Origin of the sequence: Nocardia sp. NPDC050712 (genome assembly GCF_040654295.1) — a bacterium.
Classification (GTDB): domain Bacteria; phylum Actinomycetota; class Actinomycetes; order Mycobacteriales; family Mycobacteriaceae; genus Nocardia.
Genome location: NZ_JBFAHT010000003.1, coordinates 983,874 through 1,000,710 on the forward strand (window position 1 = coordinate 983,874; position 16,837 = coordinate 1,000,710).

The window sequence follows — 16,837 nt, forward strand, 5'->3', positions numbered from 1 at the left end:
CGTTTCGGAGACTTATCATCGAAAGGCAGGTTCTTCATCCGATCGCCCGGCCGAGAGGAAATGTCATGGCCTACTTCGCGTTTACCGACTACTCCGGTAAAGAATTCGTCTTCAAGCTGACCAATGAACAGCGCATCCAGGAGGCGCGCCGCATTCTCTCCGGCGAGGAGACGATGTCGACGCACGTGATGGGCAAGATCCGGAAACGGCCGGAGCCCTACAACCCGGGCTGGTCCTTCGCCTTCGACCCCGACACCATCACGTTCTTCACGATGGCGATCGAGGTCTGCGATTCCAGCATCCAGTACACCGAGGACTACCTCGACGAGGCCTGCGGCGCATTCCTACCCGGCTGCTTCTGGTGTCCGTGGTCGTCGCGGCTCACCCGGGAACTCCAGCCCTCGGAGGTGCAGGGCTGAGGCTGCGCGGTGCCTGCCGGATCGGCGGGTCAGCCGTTCGCGGCGGGCTCGTCGATCCGGCGTGAACGCAGCTCGTGCCCCTTGGACGTCTTGCAGCGCCCGGTTTCCAGATCCCACTGCCACCCGTGCAGGTTGCAGGTGAGGTTATTGCCCTCCACCACGCCGAACTTCGAGAGATCCGCTTTCAGGTGCGGGCAGCGGCGCTGAATTTCCCAGCCCGCGAGTTCGGTGGTCGCGGTATCGTCGTGCGCTTCGGAGAACCAGCCGTCGGCATAGGCGATGCGTTCATCGGTGAGACATTTGAAGAACGTGTAGAGGAATTCGTTGTAACCGCCGATGCGCCACGCCTGGAAACGGGTGGACAGGAAAATGGTGTTCACCCAGTCGGGTTCGTTGTCGCGCAGCACGGTGCGCACCAATTCCGGCGCGATGCGGAAACCGTAGCGGTATTTGCCTTCACCCTCGATGGGCGCCCGGACGACGCGCTTCGGGAAGTCCAGCACCACCGTCTCGTCGCCGAGCACCAAGCCGACCGGATAGCCGATGCCGTCGCAGATCAGATCCGACTGCGCCATGATCGGCTCGAACAGCGCCTGCAGCGGCTCCAGGAACGGCTCCGAACCGGTTGCCCAGGAGGCCTTCTCGGCGGCCAGCACCGGCGCGAGCCGCTGTGCCATGTCCGCGATGTAGCCGGCCTTGTCGTCGTAGACCGTCCCCGGATCGACCGGATGCTTCAGCTCCGCCAGGTCTTTGCCGTGCACCTCGGCCACCGAACCTGGGATCATCAGGATCCCGCCGGGGTTGCCGTGGATCTTCATCTGCTCCAGGAACACCATCTGGTCCGGGAAGATATTGCCCTCGTCGCCGCGGTCGTCGTTGAGGTAGCGCAGTTCGTCGTCGAGGAAGACCGGCGGGCCGGCCGAGGGCACCACCCAGGTCGCGCCGACCTGCTCGATGTAGCTGCGCGCCCGGTCCATGCCGCGCTGGCGCTTCTGCTTGCCGAAGTTCGACTTGGTGCGGGCCGGGATGTCGTACACCATCGGATACCAGATCGCGCCCGAGTACTGCAGCAGGTGGATGTCGATGTGGCCGAACGCGTCGTGCACCACGTCCATGTCGACGGGGCGGGCGTCGTTCATGTTGAAGCAGGTGGTCTCGCCGTCGGAGACGATCAGGCCGGAGTCGCCGATCGGGCCGTCGGCGGGCGCGCGCAACGCCACGATCATGATGTCGAGCGTCGCGTCCGCGGGGACACCCGCGCGCCACGGCAGGCCGATCAGCGAGTGCTTGACCGAATCATTGGTCTCGAAGAACCGGTGGAAGCCGAGCTCCACCAGTTCCCGGCGCAGATCCGGCACCGGATAGTCCGGCAGCAGCACGGTCGCGTCCTTGTTGACGTGCGCGGCCAGCAGTTTCGCGTCGAAATGGTCGCGGTGCAGGTGCGAGACGTAGAGGAAGTCGCAATTGCCCAGATCGTCCCAGTCCAGCTGGGTGTTGTCGGGGAACGGGAACCACGAACCGAAATACGCGGGATTGACCCAGGGGTCGCAAAGGATCGTCCCCGCCGCGGTGCGGATGTGGAATCCGGCGTGTCCGACGCTGGTGATCTGCACGAGCTGCTCCTCCTACCGTTACCAGCCATCCAGGGTACGGCTGTGTGGAATCGGCGGCGTTCGCGGTGCCCTCCATGGTTACGCTGCGCTACCGCTTCCGGGCCCTGAGCTCACGCCGCTAGGGCGAAACATCCCCGATGCAGTACCCCTCCGGCTGTTCGACCAGGGTGAATGTGCGCGTCTGGGTGACGCTCGAGGAATTGGTGACCGGCACCGTCACGGCGATGTAGTCGCCGCGCAGGCGCTCGGAGCTGATCTGCTGATCGGCGAACTTCGTGGTGCCGGTGAGGCGCCCGGGGTTGTTGAACAGGGGCGCGGGCACGGGCTTGCCGGTGCCGGTCGGATCCCAGGCGGCCGGACTGGCCGAGCAGACCAGCGGGTAGTCGCCCTCGGTGTCGGCGGGATCGAGCGGCGTGCCGACGAACCGCGAGAGGTAGCGGCGGACGGTGTGCCGGGCGTCGGCGTCGTCGTAGCCGGGCTCGGTCCCCGCCGCGAACACCCGCGGGCAGGCGTAACCAGAGGCGACCGCGTCCCGCTCGACGGTGACGGTGGTCTCGGAATCTTTCCAGGTCAGGGTGTTCTTGGCCGCGGTGCCCGGCTTCGCGAGCGCGGCCAGGACGGCGGCCTCGTCGGCGTACATGTCCTGCGCGCTCTTCGGCGGGATGCTCCAGCACCGGTCCTGGAGTTCGGCAACGGTTTTCGAGCGCAGGTCGGCGGCCCAGCGCTGTAGCGCGGGCGCGGCCTCGGGCACACCGGCGACGGCGCCGACCGGCGGAGCGTCCGCGGGCGGCGGAGCCAGGGTGGCGGTGGCGGGAGCCGGGATCGCCGCCGGGGGCGTGGTGCGCACCGGCGCGGCGACCGACCTCGGTTCGTCACCGGGGATGCCGGACACCGAATCACAACCGGCCAGCAGGAACACCGCGGCCACCGCCAGGCAGATCGGCAACGCTCGCCGGTCGCGCTGTGTTTTCCGTTCGCCGACACGCGATTTCGGCCGAGCCCGTTCCACTTCGTCGATCCTCTTCCCTGATTCGGAATTGCGGTGCTCACTCTGCCGTACCGGGTGGCGCCGCGCCACCGCGGGGCGACTACGCTAGGGGACTTGTGGAACCCGTCTATCGCACGATCATCGGGCTCGCCCGAACCGTCTTCTTCGTCGAAGGCCTGAAGTTCACCGTCAAGGGTGCGGAGAACATCCCCGCCTCGGGTGGTGCCGTGCTCGCGGTCAACCACACCGGCTACATGGACTTCACCTATGCCGGCCTGCCGGTGCGCACCCCCAAGCGCTACATCCGGTTCATGGCCAAGAAGGAAGTCTTCGACAACGCCGTCTCCGGCCCGATCATGCGGGTGCTCAAGCACATTCCGGTGGATCGTGCTGCGGGCGCCGACTCCTATCTGGCCGCCGTCGACTATCTGAAGCGCGGTGAACTGGTCGGGGTCTATCCCGAGGCGACGATCAGCCGCAGCTTCGAGATCAAGGAATTCAAGTCCGGCGCGGCCCGCATGGCCATCGAGGCCGGCGTGCCGGTGGTGCCGATCGTCATCTGGGGCGCGCAGCGGGTGTGGACCAAGGGCTTCCCGAAGCGCCTGGGCCGCACCAACACTCCGATCTCCATCGCCGTCGGCAAGCCGATCGAGCCCTACGAGCCCGCCGCCGACCTCACCGCCGAACTGCGCACCACCATGCAGGGCCTGCTGCTCGACCTGCAAGCGGACTACGTCCACGAGCCCGGCGCCTACTGGGTGCCGGCCCGTCTCGGCGGCAGCGCACCCACCCTCGAGGAGGCCGACGCGCTCGACGCCGCCGAGGCCGCCGAACGCGTCGCCCGCAAGAAGCCGGACAGCGAAGGCTGAACGGACCTTCTCAGGAGGCCCAGGGGCCGATACCGCCGACCTTGTCGATGCGGATGCGGGTCAGCAGACCCGGCGGGGCATCAGCCGGTGGGAAGTCGGTGCCTGGGCCGGCGAGGGTTTTGGCCAGCTCGGTCAGGAGTTCGGGGGCGCCGCCCTCGACGACCCGGGCCGTGCCCTTGATCGCCAGGTAGGGGCGCATCAGCTCGCCGGGCTCCTTGGCGAGGATCGTCACCGAGACGCGGCCGTCGCGGCGGACGTTGCGCACCTTCAGGTACTCGCCGAGGTGCGCGGTCACCAGTTCGTCGCCGTCGGGGGTTTCCTGCAACGCCATCCACACCACCGACACCTGCGGACTGCCGTCGGCGTTGATCGTCACCAGGGTCGCATCGGCGCCCGCGCCGATCAGTTCACGTGCGGAGTCATGAAGTCGCATGCGTAGTACCAACAGTGTTGCGGCGGATTCATTCCGCGGCGGATCCCCTCAGTCGGGTGCACTGCAAGCGGTCGGCGCGGGCAGGTCGCCCCGGATGAACTTCGCCGGCGGTACGCCCATGAGGGTGCGGAAATCCGCGGTCATGTGGGATTGGTCGTAGTAACCGGTCGCCGTCGCCAGTTGCGCCCAGGGCGTGTTGCCCGCCTGGGCCAGGACGGTGCGGACCCGACCGATCCGCGCGAAGTGTTTCGGGGAAACACCGACGCCCGCGGTGAACAGGTTGCGCAGCTGCCGCTCACTGACGGCGAGATCGTTCGCCAGCGTGTGGACGGGAGTCGTCGCGGTCGCGAGCGATTCGATCGCGGAACGGAGCAAGCGCCGGTGCGCGCGCCGCGCCGGATCATCGGAGAGTCGCTGCGGCAGCACACGTTCCAGATAGGGCAGCACCTCGGCCGGATCGAGTTCGGCGAGCTCGGGCACCAGGTCGGCCGCGACGCCCGGCAGATCCGCCAGGCGAAATACCCGATCGGCCAGGTCGATTGCCGGAACTCCGAGCAACTCCTGCGTCGCACCCGGCGCCAGCCGCAGCCGCAGGCACCCCGCCGGCTTCTCGGCCACCGAATAGGTGGCCCGCGTCTGCGGCCCGAGCACCAGCGCGTTGCGCCGCCCGGACGTTTCGGTCCGCAGCACAATGGTGGTCGCGGTATGCGGGACGTGTGTGAACGGCGCGGACACATCGGCCACCGTGGGGATATGCCCGAGCTCGGTGATCCACGGCCGCAGCGATTCCGGCGCCTGCACCGTCGATTCGACGAGATCCTCGGTCGGCACCGGCCGGCGCACCACATCCACTCGGCCGGTCTCCGGTGTCAGTAGTTGCAGCGCGCTCACCAGGCCAACTGTAGAGGTGTTCCACCCCGCCGAGTGTGCCGAAATTTCCTATCCGCGGGATGCGGCGGTCGACCCGCGCGGCGCAGCTCACCGGCAGAGTCGGTGTGCGGTCGTTGCCCGCTTCGGCTGTGGATGAGTGTGCACAAGTTGGACGACCCCTAGCCGGGGGCCGATTCACCGGTGGACGACCGTGCCGAATTCTCCTATAGACCTCCGGCTCTGGGCGGCAGGCTCGGATTCATGATTCTGGTTACCGGTGCTACGGGCACCATCGGCAGTGAGATCGTTCGGCAGCTGGCGCAGCGGGAAGTGAAAGTGCGGGCGGTGACGCGGGATCCGGGTCGGGCACGGGTACCGGCGGGGGTCGAGGTAGTGCGGGGGGATTATCGCGATGCGGCATCGATGTCGGCGGCTATGGCCGGGGTGGAGGCGGTGTTCCTGGTGAGCGTGCTCGGGCCGGACGACGCGGACACCGATCGGGCGCTGGTGGCCGCCGCGCGGGCGGCGGGGGTGCGCCGGGTGGTGAAGTTGTCCGCGATCGGGACGGGGGAGCCGGGGCTGGGGGATTTCAGCACCTGGCATCTGCCGGGGGAGAACGCGGTCCGTGACAGCGGGCTGGAGTGGACGATCCTGCGGCCCAGTTCTTTTGCCTCCAACACGCTGAGCTGGGCCGATGCCCTCCGGGCCGGGCAGCCCGTGCCCAATCTCACCGGCACCGGAACGCAGGGTGTCATCGATCCGCGTGACGTCGCCGCCGTGGCGGTGGCCGCGCTCGTCTCCTCGGAGCATGCGGGTCGCCTGTACACCTTGACCGGGCCCGAGTTGCTCAGCGGTCCGGACCAGGCCGCGATCCTGGCCGAGGTCCTGGGCCGCCCGGTCGACAGCACCGATATCCCGCATGCCCTTGCCGCCGACCACATGCGAGCCGCCGGCCTGTCCCCGCAATTCGTCGAGGGCGCGCTCGCGGGCCAGGCCTACGTCCGCGACGGCGGCAACGCGGTACTCACCGACGACGTCGCGACCGCGCTCGCCCGACCACCCCGCTCCTACGCCGACTGGGTCGCGGCGAACGCCGCCGCCTTCATCGCCTGACCCGGTGCCCGGGTTTCCGCCGGACCGCCGGGCCCACACCGATACCCTGGGCTGATGATCAAGGTGGTGGTGTTCGACGTCGGCGAGACACTCATCGACGAGACCCGAATCTGGGGCCGGTGGGCGGATCGGCTCAGCGTGCCCCGGTTCGCGTTGCTCGGGGTGATCGGCGGGATGGCGGCGACCGGGCGGCCGCTCACCGACGCGTTCGAACTGGTGGCGCCGGGAATCGATGTGGAGGCCGAGCAGATCGCCTGGGCCGCGGCTGATCCCGAGGGGCTGCGGGTCAACTTCGACGCCGACGATCTCTATCCCGATGTGCGCGGTGCGCTGACCGAGCTGCGCAACCGCGAACTGCGGGTGCTCATCGCGGGAAACCAGCCGCCGCAGGCGAAGTCGGCGCTGGAGCGGATGCAGCTCCCGGTCGACGGCATCTACACCTCCGACGAATGGGATCTGCACAAGCCGGACCCGAAGTTCTTCCTGAAGGTCGCCGAGGTGGCGGGCGTGCGTCCGGCCCAGATCTGCTACGTCGGCGACCGCATCGACAACGACGTGCTGCCGGCGCACGCGGCGGGCATGAAACCGGTCCTGATCCGGCGCGGCCCCTGGGGTTACCTGCACGCCGAGCTGCCCCAGGCCGCCCGCTACGGCACGGTCGTCGACACCTTGGACGCCCTGCCCGATCTGCTCGCGCCCCAGGTCGTGTGACCAGGGGATTTCTATATTCGACCGCGACCGGCTAGAGTTCTTGTTCGCACGAGGTGCCGGTTTCCGGCGCTGAAATGCGTGCGGATGTGGCGCAGTGGTAGCGCATCACCTTGCCAAGGTGAGGGTCGCGAGTTCGAATCTCGTCATCCGCTCAGCAACGAAGGCCCCTACTCGATCGAGCAGGGGCCTTCGTCGTGTCCGGGGTCAGCGGAAGCCGCGCAGCCGCAGGCTGTTGGTGACCACGAAGACCGAACTGAAGGCCATCGCGGCACCGGCGAGCATCGGGTTCAGCAGCCCCGCCATCGCCAGCGGGATCATGGCGATGTTGTAGGCGAAGGCCCAGAACAGGTTGCCCTTGATGGTGCCGAGGGTTTTGCGGGACAGCCGGATCGCGTCCCCCGCCGCCCGCAGGTCGCCACGGACCAGGGTGAGATCGCTGGCTTCGATGGCGACATCGGTGCCGGTGCCCATCGCCAGGCCGAGATCGGCCTGGGCCAGCGCGGCCGCGTCGTTGACGCCGTCGCCCACCATGGCCACGATCTTGCCCTCGGCTTGCAGCCGCTTGACGGTGTCGACCTTGTCCTGCGGCATGACCTCCGCGATCACCTCGTCGATGCCGACCTCGTCCGCGATGGCGCGGGCGGCGGCGGTGTTGTCGCCGGTCAGCATGATCGGGGTGAGGCCGAGCGCCTTCAGCTGCGAGATCGCTTCGGCGGAGGTGGGTTTCACCGCGTCGGCGACGACCAGGACGCCGCGGGCCTTGCCGTCCCAGCCGACCGCGACGGCGGTCTTGCCCTCGGCTTCGGCGGTGCGCACGGCCTGTTCCAGATCGGCGTCCAAGGGCTGGGACCAGTCGGCCAGCAGCCGGACCCGGCCGACGAGCACCGCGTGCCCGTCCACCATGCCCTGCACCCCGAGGCCTTCGATATTGGTGAAGTCCTGCACCGCTTTCCGGGTGCCGACCCGGTCCCGGGCGCCCTTGGCGATGGCCTGGGCGATCGGGTGCTCCGAGGAATCCTCCAGCGCCCCGGCCAGTTCCAGCACCTCGGTGGCGTCCTCGCCGGCGGCGGTGACGACGTCGAGCAGGGTCATCTTGCCGGTGGTGACGGTGCCGGTCTTGTCCAGCACGATGGTGTCCACGCGCCGGGTGGATTCCAGCACCTCGGGACCCTTGATCAGGATGCCGAGCTGGGCGCCGCGGCCGGTGCCGACCATCAGCGCGGTCGGCGTGGCCAGGCCGAGGGCGCAGGGGCAGGCGATGATGAGGACCGCGACCGCGGCGGTGAAGGCCGCGGCGACGGAACCGCCGGTGCCGAGCCAGAATCCGAGCGTGGCCACCGCGAGGGCGATCACGATGGGGACGAAGATCCCCGAGATCCGGTCGGCCAGCCGCTGGGCCTGCGCCTTGCCGTTCTGCGCGTCCTCCACCAGCCGGGCCATCTGGGCCAGCTGGGTGTCGGAGCCGATCCGGGTGGCGCGCACCACGATCCGGCCGCCGACGTTGCCGGTCGCGCCGACCACGGTGTCGCCGGGTGCGACCTCGACCGGCACCGATTCGCCGGTCAGCATGGACGCGTCGACCGCCGAGGAACCCTCGGTCACCACGCCGTCGGTGGCGATCTTCTCCCCGGGCCGCACCACGAACTGGTCGCCGACGGCCAACTGCTCCACCGGGATTCGCGTCTCGGCGCCGTCGCGCAGCACCGAGACATCCTTGGCGCCCAGCTCCAGCAGCGCCCGCAGGGCGGCGCCGGCGCGGCGCTTGGATCGGGCCTCGAAATAGCGCCCGGCCAGGATGAACGTGGTGACGCCCGCGGCGGCCTCGAGATAGATGCTGCCGGTGCCGTCCATCCGGGAGATGGTGAACTCGAACGGGTGCTTCATGCCGGAGATGCCGGCGGTGCCCCAGAACAGCGCGTACAGCGACCACGCGAACGCGGCGATGGTGCCCATCGACACCAGGGTGTCCATGGTGGCGGCGCCGTGCCGCAGATTGGTCCAGGCGGCGCGGTGGAACGGCAGCGCGCCCCACACCACCACCGGCGCGGCCAATGTCAGCGAGAGCCACTGCCAGTTGGTGAACTGCAGCGCGGGGATCATCGCCATCGCGATCACCGGCACGGTGAGCACCAGCGATACCAGCAGCCGGGTGCGCAGCGCGGCGGCCGGATCCGGCTCGGCGGGGCCGGGCTCCGCCGCCGCGGCGGGCGGCGCGGGCAGGCTCGCGGTGTAGCCGGTCTGTTCGACCGTGGCGATCAGCTCTTCGGGCGTGACGGCGCCGGTGAAATCGACGCGGGCCTTCTCGGTCGCGTAGTTCACGGTCGCGGTGACGCCGTCGAGTTTGTTGAGCTTCTTCTCGATGCGGTTGGCGCACGAAGCGCAGGTCATCCCGCCGATCACCAATTCGACCTGTCCGGCGGACTGTTCAGTCACGGTGGTCATCGTAGGTTCCTTTCTGTGCGCTGCGCGGGGTCAGTGCCCGTGACCGGGCTCTGGTGCGGGGGCCGGCGCGGACGGCGGGTTCGCACCGCCGGCGCTGAGGGTGAACTCCGCCGTGCGGACGACGCCCTCGTGCTGGAAGTCGAGGAACAACCGGTAGTCGCCGGTGCTGGGCGCGGTGACGAAGAAGGTGATGCCGGGCCCCGGCGGGGTGACACCGTCTCCGGGCGCACCCTCCGGGTGCACGTGCAGGTAGGCCAGGTCGGCGCCGCGCAGGGCGACCAGGTGACCATAGGCCCCCAGGTAGGGCTGCAGGTCGGTGACCGGTACGCCGCCGCGTTGCACCGCGAGCGTGACCTTCGAGGACGTGCCCGGGGTGATGGCGCCGTTCAGCGTGACGGTGTAGTCGCCGACCGTCGCGGTAGACGACGGCGCCGGTAGCGGCCGGGGGTCGTAGCCGCCCGCGACTCGCAGGTCGGCGCCGAGGGTCAGGTTTTCGCCGCCCTCGGGCGTGAAGTCGGCGAAGACGCGGTAGTCACCCGCGCGGGTGAGGTCGAGCGGGACGCTCCAGGTTCCGGTGCTGTCGAGCACCGGGTGTACGTGCTGGAAGGCCGCCATGTCGCGGCGGACCACGATCAGGTGCAGATCCTTGTCGTGCGCGCGGGTGTACCGGGTGACCGGCCGCCCGGCGTCGTCGAGAATCTGGAAGCGGATGGGCGTGGCGGCCGCGGCGGGGGCCTGCGGGCTGTCCAGCCGCAGGGTGTAGCCGGATTCGGTGACCATCAGCCCGCCGGGCAGGTGATCGGCGGCGGGGGCGGGCGCGTCGTGTGCCGCCTCGTGGGCGGGCGGTGCGGTGGGTTCCGGGCCGAGCAGGGCGCCGGCGCCGAGCGCGATCCCGAAGACCGCGGCCAGGCCGGCGGTGAAGCCGGCGAATTTGGTGGTGGTGTTCATCGGAGTGGCTCCGTAGGGGTCGGGGCGATCATTCGGCGAGCCGGTAACCGGCCTTGGTGACGGCCGCGGCGAGCGTGTCGTGGGTGACCGGTGCCGCGCTGCCGACGGTGACCTGCCCGCTGGCCAGGTCGATGTCCACGGAGGTGACGCCGTCGATGCGGCCGACCTCGGTGCGCACGGAGTTGGCGCAGCCGCCGCAGGTCATGCCGGTGACGGTGACAGTGGCGGTGCTGGCTGCGGTGCTCATGGTGTTCTCCTCCGGTCTGTCGACGATCCTCGCCGTCGCTCTGAGAGTTACCATACCCCCCTAGGGTATTTTGTCAACGGTCGATATCCGGGCACGAAAAAGGCACCCCCGACCTGCGGGGGTGCCTTGGAGGGCGAGCGCGTACTAGCTCGGCTGTGCGTGCAGATTGCGCGCGGTGGGCGAGGCCGGCGTCTCCGCCGGATCCGGATAGGTGCCGAAGAGCCGATCGGCGGTGCCGGAGCTGGTGACCGTGAACCAATAGTGCTCGTTCTTGTAGTGATGGTGCCGGTGGTTCTTCCACACCGCGCGATACAGCGCCGTCTTCGGCTTGTAGTCGGTGTGGATGAGGTAGTGCGTCCACTCGTAGACCAGGCCGACCACCGTGATGGTGAGCAGGAAGGTCAGGCCGAGACCGGCGCGCGGGAAGGCGAAGGCCGTCAGCGCCAGCAGCACCACGATCACCACCACCAGCGAGCGGGTGGGGATGAAGATCAGCGGGATGTTGCGCGGATCCACATGGTGCTCACGGTGTTTGCGCGCCAGCTCGCTGTCCAGCTGGAACCGCCCGAGGCGCTTGGGCCGCCAATGCAGCACCAGCACGTGGATCACCCATTCGAAAGCCGGAAAGGCGGCCAGCATCAGCACGGGCAGCACCGCGTCGGTGAGCTGCCAGTCGCCGACCAGGACGCGCAGCGTCAGCGCGACGACCAGGGCCGTGCCGATCAGCCACGGCGAAGGGTGCCGGGTGAACTCGCGGAACGCGGCGCCAAGGCCGAGCCCGCGGCGGAGGGCGGGAACGGATTTACTCATGAGACTTCCTCGATGACACGTGATCAGGCCCCTCGTAGGGCGCCGATCAGGGCTTTGGTCGCCGGCTCGAGCAGCGCCCGAGCCTGTTTGGCGGCCGACTTCGGCCGGCCCGCCACGATGGCGGCGGCCAGATCGCGGTAGCCCGCGGTGTTGTCCACCTCGGCGGACATGATCGGGGCCAGCGCCGCGAGCGCGGGTTCATAGGCGGCGCGCAGCATGTTGAACATCAGGCCGAACACGATCGAATCGGCCACGTCGACCACCTGATCCCAGAACTCCAGGGCGTGGCGCTGCTTGCCGATCGGATCCGATTCGGCGGCAAGGGCATCGATGATGCGATCGAATTCCGCCCGCACCCGCTCGGGATCGGTGCGGCGCTCGGCGGCCAGCTCGGCGATCTTGGGACCGTTGTGCAGCCGGGCCTCCAGGATGCTGCGCGCCACCGCCGGCTCGAGCACGCCGGACTGCACCAGCAGCCGCGGCAGCACCTCCAGCCCGGCGCCGCGCCGATAGTCCAGCACCGTGGTGGTATCGCCCTGCCGCACCGCGACCAGGCCGGCCGCGGCCAGCCGCTGCAACGCCTCGCGCACCGCCGGCCGCGAGACCCCGAGTGCCTCCGCCAGCTGCCGTTCACTCGGCAGCGCGGCCCCCGGCGCGAGTTCGCCGCTGAGCACCTCCGCTGCGATCTGCTCGAAAACATCCGCCGACACCGACCGCTTGACCACAGGTTGCAACGCCATGTCCCCACTGTGCGCCCTGATGGTCAGTTGGTCAAGTGGTCATACCAATTTTTATCGACAAGTCATCGCGCCGCCGAGCGTGGCAGACTCGACACCGGGAGGAGGGAGTGGGACATGACAGAACGCAACGGCGAGCAGCGGTGGACGGCGCACGCGCTGCCCATCCGCACCGGCAAAGTGCTACTGCTGCACCGCAATCCAGCCCGGCCGCTGGGCGGCCTCTGGGACATTCCGGGCGGCTGCGTAGCGCCCGGTGAGAACCCGGCCGACGCCGCCCGCCGCGAGGTCGCCGAGGAAACCGGCCTCGACGTGCTGGTCACCGACGAGCTGACACATTTCGTCAACCCCGACACCGAGGGTCGCGAGATCGATTTCCACACGATCACCTTCGGCTGCTTCGAGAACGAACTCGGGCGCACCGTGCACCTGCCCGACGACGAACACGACGAATTCGAATGGATGACCTACGAGGAAGCCACCCACGTGCCGCTCGTCTGGCACGTGCGCAAAACACTCGACCACGCCGACGCTCTCGGCCTGCTCAGCTGAGCTCAGCTCGGGTCGGAGCCGCGGATAGCGGCCAGCCAAACGGCGGCGGCGAACGCTACACAGAACGCCCCGGCGAACGCGGGCAGGCCGCCGCCATCGATGTACACCCAGAGCAGCGCGGCGAACGGGGCGGCGACAGCCGATTGCGCGTCGAGCAGCAGACGGCGGGTCACGCGCGTGGAAGTGACCGCGAGGGTAGCGGATTCGGGATCCGGCCGCGACGGGTTGTCGATCAGCCGGCCCGGCGGCTCCGTCGTACGCGCCCGGCCCGAAGGATAGAGGCGGACCTCGCCGAGCTGGATCGCACGACCCGCCAGCGTGACGCCCGACTCGGTGAGACTCAACAGCGCCGGATCGAAATGCACTGGAAGCCAGTAGGTTCTCGGCGCATCGGCAGCTGACGGGGCTGGGGATGATTGTGGATGATTCGGCGTTGCCGCCGAAATGGTGAATTCCAGCCAGGAGCGGCTGAGGAGGCGGTGCTCCTGGCGGATGCGCTTGACGTCGGCGGTGGGGGCGTTCGGAAGTCCGGTCGGCAATGCGCCGTGGGCGATCGCGAGTTGAAATGCGGTGTAGCCGAAGACGACCAGGCCGAGTGCGGCAAGTGCCGCCAACTGGTTCACAGTGGCGAACGGCGCCCACGCGGCACAGACCGCGAGGGCGCCGATCGTCACGCCGACCGGATAGGTCAGCGGGTTGGTATCCATGGTTACTTCAGGAACCCGATATCGGTGTAGTTGGGCGACGCCAGCCCGAATGCGCCGTAGTTGGCCAGGTTGTTCCGGACCGCCGTATTTCCGGGGGACTGTGCGACCGGGAGCGAGTGGCCCATCTCGAAGATCATTTTGTCGGCCTGGTTCGCCAACTCGATCGCCTTTTCCGGATCGAGTTCGGAGATCACCTGATCGATCAGCGCGTTGAGTTCCGGCGAGCCGATGCGGCCTTTGTTGCTGAGCCGATTCGCGGGATCGTAGGCGTAGATCTGCGGCAGCGCACCCAGCGGGAAAATGCTACGCGACCAGCTGAATTGCGCGATCTCGAAGTTGCCGGGATCGATCACGTCGGTGAACAGGCCACTGCCCGGGTAGGTCTGGATCTCCAGCTTCACGCCGACCTGCTTCAGGTTCTGCTGAGCGACCTGCGCCAGTTGCACCCAGGTGTCCTGCTGGTACATCACATCGCGCAGGACCAACTGACGCCCGTCCTTTTCGCGATACTCGCCGTTGAGCTTCCAGCCGAGTTCGTCCAGCATCTGAGCTGCTGCCGCAGGGTCGTAGGCAACAGCCTGGGAATTGTCCTGGTAGCCCTTCTGGCCTTGGAGATAGACGTGGTTGTTCATCGGCTTGGGATCCTCGACGATCCCGTTCTGCAGCGCGGTCACCATGCTCTGCCGATCGAACGCCTTCGAAATCGCGAGGCGCAAGCGCGGATCCTCGAGGATCGACCCCGGTGCGCCGTTGAAAGTGAAATGTGAATTGTAGGGGCGAGAGGCCCGGCGGACGATGATCCCAGGCGCGTTCTTGGCCGTCTTGACCTCTTCGATCCCGCTCAGATCGACCGTGTCCAGCTCGTCGTTGAGCAGCGCGTTGAGCATTGCGGAGTGATCCAGCACGCTGTAGGTGACAGTTTCGAGCTTCGGCGTCGCACCCCACCATTTCGGGTTGCGGCTCAGTACGATTCGCTTCGCACCGCGGTCGATCGAGGTGACGATGAACGGTCCCGCCGACTTGGCCGGTTCGTTTCGAGCCAGATCACTGAAGGCCTGCGGGGTAGCCGTCACTTCCTTGGGCAGCAGCGGGTTGAACAGTCCGCGCCATTCCGCGTAATGCTGAGCGAAAGTGACGATCGCCTGCCGGTCGTCGGCGCCGCGCTCGACCGTGGCAAGCCTGCTGTAGCCCTGGGTCGCGGACACCAGGAATTCGGGATTGCGCCCACTGAGCGCCTCGGCCTGCGAGCGCAGATCTTCCCAGGTGATCGGCGATCCGTCGGACCAGACCGCCTTGGGATTGATCGTATAGACGATCCGCTGCGGATCGGTCCCGGTGAGCTCGATATCGGTGTAGTAGTCGTTATCGTTGGTCAACTCGCCGGCCGCGTCGGAGTCGAGCGTGCTCGGCAGGGTCCAGGCCTGCAGATCGCCGGCCTCGCCGTCGGAATCCACATGCAGCGGGTTGAAGGTCGACGGGAACGCCGTCATCGACAGCCGGAAATTTCCGCCGTCCCGCACCTCGTCCCGGCTCTTGGGATTGATGTCGTTGACCGAGCCGATAGCATTCGAACTCGCCTCGACCCCGCCGTTGTCCGCACTGCAGCCCGCCAGAATCAACGAAACCACGGCCACCGGCGCGGCGACCGCCCGCAACCGCCGCGAATACTTAGTGCTCACTTCACAAATCCGATCTTCGAGTAGTCGTACGATGCCAGCCCGTGCGATCCCATGTTCGCCACTTCGGCGCGCACGCCGAAGGTGCCGGGGTCCTGGGTCAGCGGCAGCGAGAATCCTTCTTCGAATACCTTGCGGTCGATCTCGTTCGCCAGGTCGATCGCCTTCTTCGGGTCCAGCTCCGCGATGGCGCGATCGATGAGCGCGTTCAATTCCGGCGAGCCGATGCGCCCGTAATTGCCTTGCAGATCATTGGGGTCGTAGTAGTAGATCTGGCGGACTCCGCTCATCGGGAACGCGTCGCCCTGCCAGATGAACTGCGCGGCATCGAAATCGCCCTTCTGGATGACATCCGGGAAGAAGCCGACGGCGGGCTTGGTGTCGATGGTCAGCTTCACGCCGACCGCGGCCAGGTTCTGCTGGATGACCTGGGCGAGTTGCACCCACAGCGGGGCGTTGTACATGACATCGCGGATGACGAGTTGCTTGCCGTCCTTCTCCCGGAATTCGCCGTTGAGTTTCCAGCCGAGTGCGTCCAGCTCCTTGGCGGCGGCCGCGGGGTCGAAGCCGAAGCTGTTGTCCTTGTAGCCTTCCTGGCCCTCCAGGAAGATGTGATTGTTCAATGGCTTCGGGTTTTCGACCAGCCCCATTTGGGTGGCCGTGGCGATGGACTGCCGATCGATCGCCTTGGAGATCGCGACGCGTACCGCCGGATCGGCCAGAATGGATCCGGGAGCGCCGTTGAAAGTCAGATGCCGCCAGCGATTTCCAGGTGCGCGCCGGACCGCCAGGCCGCCCGTATTGGTGACTCGCTTCACCTCGTCGATCGAAGACAGCCGAGTCAGATCGATCTCGTTGTTCAGCAGCGCGTCCATCCACGCGTTCTGATCGAGGATGCTGAAGGTGATGGTGTCGAGTTTGGCGGGTTCACCCCACCATTTCGGGTCGCGTTCCAGCACGATCCGCGACTGTCCGCGATCGATGTTCTGCACCTTGAACGGCCCGGCGGTCGGGCCCATAGTGTTGGCCAGGCTGTGGTTGAACGAGTCCGGGTCCGCCGTCACCGATTTCGGGAACAGCGACGCGTTGCCGGCGAACTGCCCGCGCCATTCGCCGTAGGGCTGGGAGAAGGTCAGGACGGCCTGCCGGTCGTCGGCCCCGCGTTCCACCTTGGCCACGAATTCGAACCCGTTGGTGATGGCGATGAGGAAGCGCTTGTCCCGGCCGCTGAGCGCGTTCGCCTGGGACTGGATGTCCTCCCAGGTAATCGGTTTGCCGTCGGACCAGAACGCTTTCGGGTTGATGGTGTAGGTGACCTGCTGCGGATTGGTGCCGGTCAGCGCGATATCGGTGAAATAGTCCCGGTTGATGGAGAGGTTGCCGGCCGCGTCGACCTGGAACGATCGCGGCATCATCGGGCGCTCGATGTCGGCGACCTCGCCGTTGTTGCCGTCGTTGGACAGTGTGTTCCAGTTATCCGGCATCGAGGTGGTCGCCAGCCGCAGATTTCCGCCCTCGCGCACTTCCTCACGTGGCTTCGGATTGATGTCGCTGCTGGAGCCGACAGCGTCGGACAGGCCCTCGGTCGAGGGATCGTTACCCGAACCGCACCCGGCCGCGGCGAGCGCGACCGCGACCACCGCGGCGGCACAACGCATTCGGTTCCTTCGGATCCGCATGGTGCACTCCTGCCTTTCGTTCG

Annotated in this window: 17 protein-coding genes and 1 tRNA gene; 6 read left to right on the top strand and 12 right to left on the bottom strand. The window is 67.7% G+C overall.

Annotated elements, in window-relative coordinates:
* Window positions 1-65 precede the first annotated feature (65 nt).
* A complete protein-coding gene (locus tag AB0H76_RS24975) occupies window positions 66-419 on the top strand; it encodes a calmodulin (protein ID WP_357328480.1) in 354 nt (117 codons plus the stop codon).
* Between the two features lie 29 nt (window positions 420-448).
* On the opposite strand, the gene AB0H76_RS24980 is transcribed toward AB0H76_RS24975, so the two are convergent.
* Together AB0H76_RS24980 and AB0H76_RS24985 are read right to left on the bottom strand one after the other, a co-directional pair.
* The gene (locus AB0H76_RS24980) at window positions 449-2,032 is read right to left on the bottom strand and encodes a Rieske 2Fe-2S domain-containing protein (RefSeq protein WP_357328483.1); all 1,584 of its coding nucleotides are present in this window, start codon (window positions 2,030-2,032) and stop codon (window positions 449-451) included.
* A gap of 118 nt (window positions 2,033-2,150) precedes the next feature.
* Entirely contained in the window at window positions 2,151-3,041 is an 891-nt protein-coding gene (locus AB0H76_RS24985; RefSeq protein ID WP_357328486.1) for a hypothetical protein, read from the bottom strand.
* A 95-nt stretch (window positions 3,042-3,136) separates the two neighbouring features.
* Here AB0H76_RS24985 and AB0H76_RS24990 point away from each other — a divergent pair, with 95 nt between their 5' ends.
* Window positions 3,137-3,889 carry a lysophospholipid acyltransferase family protein gene (locus tag AB0H76_RS24990; protein WP_357328489.1) on the top strand — a complete coding sequence of 251 codons (753 nt, stop codon included), beginning with the start codon at window positions 3,137-3,139 and terminating at the stop codon, window positions 3,887-3,889.
* A 10-nt stretch (window positions 3,890-3,899) separates the two neighbouring features.
* On the opposite strand, the gene AB0H76_RS24995 is transcribed toward AB0H76_RS24990, so the two are convergent.
* Both AB0H76_RS24995 and AB0H76_RS25000 read right to left on the bottom strand, forming a co-directional pair.
* Window positions 3,900-4,322 carry a PPOX class F420-dependent oxidoreductase gene (locus tag AB0H76_RS24995; RefSeq protein ID WP_357328491.1) on the bottom strand — a complete coding sequence of 141 codons (423 nt, stop codon included), beginning with the start codon at window positions 4,320-4,322 and terminating at the stop codon, window positions 3,900-3,902.
* Window positions 4,323-4,370: 48 nt separating this feature from the next.
* Window positions 4,371-5,213, bottom strand: a complete 843-nt coding sequence (locus AB0H76_RS25000; RefSeq protein WP_357328494.1) for a helix-turn-helix domain-containing protein — start codon at window positions 5,211-5,213, stop codon at window positions 4,371-4,373.
* A 240-nt stretch (window positions 5,214-5,453) separates the two neighbouring features.
* Here AB0H76_RS25000 and AB0H76_RS25005 point away from each other — a divergent pair, with 240 nt between their 5' ends.
* From AB0H76_RS25005 to AB0H76_RS25015, 3 genes are all read left to right on the top strand, one after another.
* The gene (locus AB0H76_RS25005; protein WP_357328497.1) at window positions 5,454-6,305 is read left to right on the top strand and encodes an NAD(P)H-binding protein; all 852 of its coding nucleotides are present in this window, start codon (window positions 5,454-5,456) and stop codon (window positions 6,303-6,305) included.
* 54 nt (window positions 6,306-6,359) lie between these two features.
* On the top strand, window positions 6,360-7,016 hold the full coding sequence (locus AB0H76_RS25010) for an HAD family hydrolase (protein WP_357328500.1): 657 nt from the start codon (window positions 6,360-6,362) through the stop codon (window positions 7,014-7,016).
* A gap of 80 nt (window positions 7,017-7,096) precedes the next feature.
* Window positions 7,097-7,168: transfer RNA gene (locus AB0H76_RS25015), tRNA-Gly, on the top strand.
* Between the two features lie 52 nt (window positions 7,169-7,220).
* On the opposite strand, the gene AB0H76_RS25020 is transcribed toward AB0H76_RS25015, so the two are convergent.
* The 5 genes from AB0H76_RS25020 to AB0H76_RS25040 form a co-directional block, all read right to left on the bottom strand.
* Window positions 7,221-9,458, bottom strand: coding sequence for a heavy metal translocating P-type ATPase (locus AB0H76_RS25020; RefSeq protein ID WP_357328502.1), 2,238 nt, complete (start codon window positions 9,456-9,458; stop codon window positions 7,221-7,223).
* 30 nt (window positions 9,459-9,488) lie between these two features.
* Window positions 9,489-10,406 (bottom strand): hypothetical protein, encoded by a 918-nt coding sequence (locus AB0H76_RS25025; protein ID WP_357328505.1) that lies wholly within the window; start codon window positions 10,404-10,406, stop codon window positions 9,489-9,491.
* Between the two features lie 28 nt (window positions 10,407-10,434).
* Window positions 10,435-10,653: a heavy metal-associated domain-containing protein gene (locus AB0H76_RS25030; protein WP_357328507.1), complete on the bottom strand. Its 219-nt coding sequence runs from the start codon at window positions 10,651-10,653 to the stop codon at window positions 10,435-10,437.
* Between the two features lie 144 nt (window positions 10,654-10,797).
* The gene (locus AB0H76_RS25035; RefSeq protein ID WP_357328510.1) at window positions 10,798-11,463 is read right to left on the bottom strand and encodes a sterol desaturase family protein; all 666 of its coding nucleotides are present in this window, start codon (window positions 11,461-11,463) and stop codon (window positions 10,798-10,800) included.
* A 23-nt stretch (window positions 11,464-11,486) separates the two neighbouring features.
* Window positions 11,487-12,203, bottom strand: coding sequence for a GntR family transcriptional regulator (locus AB0H76_RS25040; protein ID WP_357328513.1), 717 nt, complete (start codon window positions 12,201-12,203; stop codon window positions 11,487-11,489).
* Between the two features lie 114 nt (window positions 12,204-12,317).
* Between AB0H76_RS25040 and AB0H76_RS25045 the strand changes: the two genes are divergently transcribed.
* Window positions 12,318-12,752: an NUDIX hydrolase gene (locus AB0H76_RS25045; protein WP_357328516.1), complete on the top strand. Its 435-nt coding sequence runs from the start codon at window positions 12,318-12,320 to the stop codon at window positions 12,750-12,752.
* Window positions 12,753-12,754: 2 nt separating this feature from the next.
* On the opposite strand, the gene AB0H76_RS25050 is transcribed toward AB0H76_RS25045, so the two are convergent.
* From AB0H76_RS25050 to AB0H76_RS25060, 3 genes are read right to left on the bottom strand one after another with little or no spacing between them, the layout of a single operon-like run.
* On the bottom strand, window positions 12,755-13,420 hold the full coding sequence (locus AB0H76_RS25050; protein WP_357329874.1) for a hypothetical protein: 666 nt from the start codon (window positions 13,418-13,420) through the stop codon (window positions 12,755-12,757).
* Between the two features lie 41 nt (window positions 13,421-13,461).
* Window positions 13,462-15,138: an ABC transporter family substrate-binding protein gene (locus AB0H76_RS25055; protein ID WP_357328518.1), complete on the bottom strand. Its 1,677-nt coding sequence runs from the start codon at window positions 15,136-15,138 to the stop codon at window positions 13,462-13,464.
* The gene (locus AB0H76_RS25060) at window positions 15,135-16,814 is read right to left on the bottom strand and encodes an ABC transporter family substrate-binding protein (protein WP_357328521.1); all 1,680 of its coding nucleotides are present in this window, start codon (window positions 16,812-16,814) and stop codon (window positions 15,135-15,137) included. Before AB0H76_RS25060 ends, AB0H76_RS25055 begins: the two co-directional genes overlap by 4 nt.
* Window positions 16,815-16,837 lie beyond the last annotated feature (23 nt).

Coding starts and splice junctions, on each gene's coding strand:
- AB0H76_RS25035 (WP_357328510.1), bottom strand. CDS start 11,463: ATGAGTAAATCCGTTCCCGCCCTCCGCCGCGGGCTCGGCCTTGGCGCC.
- AB0H76_RS25045 (WP_357328516.1), top strand. CDS start 12,318: ATGACAGAACGCAACGGCGAGCAGCGGTGGACGGCGCACGCGCTGCCC.
- AB0H76_RS24975 (WP_357328480.1), top strand. CDS start 66: ATGGCCTACTTCGCGTTTACCGACTACTCCGGTAAAGAATTCGTCTTC.
- AB0H76_RS25005 (WP_357328497.1), top strand. CDS start 5,454: ATGATTCTGGTTACCGGTGCTACGGGCACCATCGGCAGTGAGATCGTT.
- AB0H76_RS25020 (WP_357328502.1), bottom strand. CDS start 9,458: ATGACCACCGTGACTGAACAGTCCGCCGGACAGGTCGAATTGGTGATC.
- AB0H76_RS24995 (WP_357328491.1), bottom strand. CDS start 4,322: ATGCGACTTCATGACTCCGCACGTGAACTGATCGGCGCGGGCGCCGAT.
- AB0H76_RS25060 (WP_357328521.1), bottom strand. CDS start 16,814: ATGCGGATCCGAAGGAACCGAATGCGTTGTGCCGCCGCGGTGGTCGCG.
- AB0H76_RS25030 (WP_357328507.1), bottom strand. CDS start 10,653: ATGAGCACCGCAGCCAGCACCGCCACTGTCACCGTCACCGGCATGACC.
- AB0H76_RS25040 (WP_357328513.1), bottom strand. CDS start 12,203: ATGGCGTTGCAACCTGTGGTCAAGCGGTCGGTGTCGGCGGATGTTTTC.
- AB0H76_RS25025 (WP_357328505.1), bottom strand. CDS start 10,406: ATGAACACCACCACCAAATTCGCCGGCTTCACCGCCGGCCTGGCCGCG.
- AB0H76_RS25010 (WP_357328500.1), top strand. CDS start 6,360: ATGATCAAGGTGGTGGTGTTCGACGTCGGCGAGACACTCATCGACGAG.